Here is a 3624-nt window from a genome sequence, read left to right as displayed (position 1 = left end):
GAAACCCTTTGAAAAGGGTTCTCCCTCTCCCCTTCCCCCTGGACCCCCATCCCCTCTCCCTTCCCAAACTTTTTGGTTGGGGGCTGGGGGAGCGCCAAAGGCAATCCAAGGGTATATTTCAAAAAGAGGGGCAACGTGTGCTTTCGTGCGGCCCCCTCCGCCGCTGTCCGGCTTCTGGCTCGTCAGGTTCCGCCTTGCGGCGGAGACCCAAAAAGTTCTGGAAGGGGGAGTCCAGAGGGGGAAACCTCTTTCAAGAGGTTTCCCCCTCTGGCCGCCGGAGGCATTCCTTCCCCCCGTCAGCCCAGCCGTTTCAGGCCCTTGTCGGCGATGTCGCGCCGGAAGTAGCTGTTGTCGAAGTGGATTTTTTCCACTGCCTGGTAGGCGCGTTGTTTGGCTTCGGCCAGGGTGTCGCCCAGGGCGGTGACGCAGAGCACGCGGCCGCCGCTGGTCACGGTCTTGCCGTTTTCGAGCCGGGTTCCGGCCTGGAAGACCTTGACCCCGTCCATGGCGTCGGCCTCGTCGAGGCCGGTGATTTCCATGCCCTTGGGGTAGGTGCCGGGGTAGCCCTTGGCGGCCATGACCACGCCGCAGGCGGTCTGCGGGGTGGAGCGCACCTCGATGGTGTCGAGCTTGCCGTCGATGCAGGCGAACATGATGGTCAGCAGGTCGGTTTCCAGGCGCATGAGCAGGGGCTGGCATTCGGGATCGCCGAAGCGGACGTTGTATTCGAGCACGGACGGGCCGTTTTCGGTGTACATGAGCCCGGCGTAGAGGATGCCCTTGAAGGGTTCGCCCTTGGCGGCCAGATGTTTGAGGATGGGCTTGATGCACATCTCGGCGGTTTCGGCGTATTTTTCCTCGGGCAGGACCGGTGCCGGGGAGTAGGCGCCCATGCCGCCGGTGTTGGGGCCGGTGTCGCCCTCGCCCACGGCCTTGTGGTCCTGGCTGGAGGGCAGCAGGGCGTAGTTGGTGCCATCGCAAAAGGCGAGAAACGAGGCTTCTTCGCCCTTGAGGGTTTCCTCCACCACCACCCGCGCCCCGGCCGTGCCAAAGCTGCCCTTGACCATCATGTCGGTCAGGGCGTCCACGGCCTCGTCCACAGTGGCGGCCACGACCACGCCCTTGCCCGCGGCCAGGCCATCGGCCTTGACCACGATGGGCGCGCCCTTCTTGCGCACAAAGGCCACGGCCTCGTCGTATTCGTCAAAGACGCGGAAGGGGGCGGTGGGCACACCCGCCTCGTGCATGAGATTCTTGGAGAAGGCCTTGGAGCCTTCGAGGTTGGCGGCATAGGCGCAGGGACCGAAGCAGGGGATGCCCTCGCGGTCCAGGGCGTTGACCAGCCCGAGGACCAGGGGCAGTTCAGGCCCGGCCACCACCAGATCCACCTCGCGGTCGCGGGCCAGGGCGATGAGGCCGGGGATGTCGTCGTCCTTGATGGGCACGTTTTCGCCCAGCCGTGCCGTGCCGCCGTTGCCGGGCGCGCACAGGATCGCGGTCACCTTGGGATTTTGGGAAAGCTTCCAGCAGATGGCGTGCTCGCGCCCGCCGCCTCCGACCACCAGTATCTTCATGCCTGCCACCTTTTTCGTGTTGGGATGCTCACGATGTAAGAAAAATCAGGGGATTTATCAAGGACGACCGGGTCTAGCGGATGGCGTCGGCCAGGGTGCCCTTGAGGGCGTAGGGGATGCTGCGCTTGCCCAGGGTCAGTTCGCCCGAGAGGTCGAAGGTGGTCCGGTAGACGTCCAGGGGGTCGATGATTGCGCGCCCTGCGGTGCGGATTGCCAGTGGGCTGCCCATGGAGAAGTCGCGCACGACCATGTCGCGGTCGTGGATTTCGGCGGTGAAGGCGAGGTCGCCGACGGTCTTGCCGTCGGGCAGCACCAGTTGCTGGGAGCGGATGTCGAGCCACCCGCCCTGGGGCAGGGCGGCCCCGGCGGGCAGGAACAGGCTGCCCGCCACATGAATGGCACCCTTGAAATCCGTGTCGCCCAGCAGCGAGGTCAGGTTGAAGTCGCCTTCGATCTCCAGGGTGCCGTCCCGGTACAGTTCCAGCTCGCACTGCGAACCGCCGGTATCCAGCCGCACCCGGGCCAGGGGCGAGAAGCCCATGCGCACAGAGGCGCGCCTGAAGGCGAAGCTGCCCGGCGTGTCGGCCAGGGCCACGCGCAGCCCGTTGACGCGGAATCCGAGCGGCCCGTCGCGGTCGATGCTCTCCCAGCGCAGGCGCATGGTGGGCATCCGCTCGTCAAGCCCCACCAGTAGGCTGGTCCACAGCTTGTTCCAAGGCATGAACAGGGCCACGCCCACAAGAAAACCAAGGGCCAATAGAAAAATCCGGGCCAGGATGCGGCCGGGCAGCGAGGAGGGGTGTTTGCGTGCGGTTGCCACGGCTCTCCCTACCTGACCAGCACGAGATGCGCGTCGCTCAGGCGCGGATCATCCGGGTTTCGGGTCAGGGCGCAGTCGCGCGCCTGGAGTCCGGCCCGGTCGCGCAGACCGGCCAGCAGCCGGGCCATGGTGTTCAGAGGCAGGCCGGTCAGCGTGACCTGCAAGGCCGTGTCGCCCGGCCCGGCTCCGGTGTCCCGGCCGGGGGTTTCCCGCAGGGACATCAGGTTTTGCTCGATGGCCAGATCGTCGATGATCCGCCACACCGCCTCCTCAATGGGCAGATGGAGCAGATCGCCCTGCATGGCGCGCAGGGCGTGGATCTCCTCCACCAGCGGCACCACCCGGGCATACTGCGCCTTGCTCTCCTCGATCTGCACCACCACCGTGCCGGTGAACAGGCGCAGGCCGATGAACACGCACAGACCCACCACCACCGCCGCCCTGGGGGCCACCCGGAACAGCCGCTGTCGCGACATCTCGGGCCAGTCGCTCCAGAAATAGCCGCGCCCGGTCATATGGGCTCCACCGTCAGGCTGAACTCGATGCCGCCAAACACGTCCTCGCGCTTCTCAAGGGAGAAATGAAACCGCTCGTCGCCAGACAAGTCTTTGATGTACTGGTCGAAACCGTCCACACCCGGGCCGAAGAATCCGCGCACGTGCCCGGTCCGGCCCGTCACCGACAAGCCCTCAAGCCGCAGGCTCTCCACCGCCGGACGGCTCAAGGCCGCCAGCACGCTCAAAGGATCAAGGCCAATGCGCCGACCAGCCGCCAGCTTGCCATGCTCGAACTGCAACCGCCCAAAGGGCGACTGGCCAATGTCCGGCCCCATCGCCGACACATACAAGGTGTCCGTCTGCTCCCGAATCTCGCGCAACTGGCCATAATGCAACCCATACCGCACCGCCTGACCGGCCACGAACAACCCGCAGATCACACACACCCAAACCATCTTGCGCACAAAGCGCTCGGACTCACGGTCGCGGACAGACTCGCCAGTGCCGACAGGCCGCTTCCGCGCCCCCACGCCAGCCTTGCCGCCCGAAGCCCTGCCCCCGGCATCCGCCCGGACCTTTCGCCCGGTTTCGTTGTGTGAAGTGGTCTTGCTCATGATGCCTCCGCTCCCAAATACGCGAATCCCCTCCGCCCGTCCACACAGGCGCGCTTGGGGCAGGAAGGGGTGGGGTGAGAGGTTCCGGGGGGAAAACTTTTGGGAAAAAGTTTTCCCCC

4 protein-coding genes are annotated in these 3624 nt (G+C 65.8%); all 4 read right to left on the bottom strand.

What is annotated here, in order from left to right; genetic code table 11:
- Positions 1-296 precede the first annotated feature (296 nt).
- The 4 genes from purD to QQS14_RS16135 all read right to left on the bottom strand — a co-directional run bounded on the left by purD (position 297) and on the right by QQS14_RS16135 (position 3505).
- On the bottom strand, positions 297-1574 hold the full coding sequence (gene purD, locus QQS14_RS16150) for a phosphoribosylamine--glycine ligase (RefSeq protein ID WP_285908046.1): 1278 nt from the start codon (positions 1572-1574) through the stop codon (positions 297-299).
- Positions 1575-1647: 73 nt separating this feature from the next.
- Positions 1648-2394 carry a hypothetical protein gene (locus tag QQS14_RS16145; protein WP_285908045.1) on the bottom strand — a complete coding sequence of 249 codons (747 nt, stop codon included), beginning with the start codon at positions 2392-2394 and terminating at the stop codon, positions 1648-1650.
- 8 nt (positions 2395-2402) lie between these two features.
- Positions 2403-2909 carry a hypothetical protein gene (locus QQS14_RS16140; protein ID WP_285908044.1) on the bottom strand — a complete coding sequence of 169 codons (507 nt, stop codon included), beginning with the start codon at positions 2907-2909 and terminating at the stop codon, positions 2403-2405.
- Entirely contained in the window at positions 2906-3505 is a 600-nt protein-coding gene (locus QQS14_RS16135; RefSeq protein ID WP_285908043.1) for a hypothetical protein, read from the bottom strand. The genes QQS14_RS16140 and QQS14_RS16135 overlap by 4 nt, the downstream gene beginning before the upstream one ends.
- Positions 3506-3624: the final 119 nt, after the last annotated feature.

It is taken from the genome of Pseudodesulfovibrio pelocollis (assembly GCF_030282845.1).
In the GTDB taxonomy this organism is placed as follows: domain Bacteria; phylum Desulfobacterota; class Desulfovibrionia; order Desulfovibrionales; family Desulfovibrionaceae; genus Pseudodesulfovibrio; species Pseudodesulfovibrio pelocollis.
The sequence above is the reverse complement of the archived record's forward strand: the minus strand, read 5'-3'. Positions and strand labels throughout refer to the sequence as shown.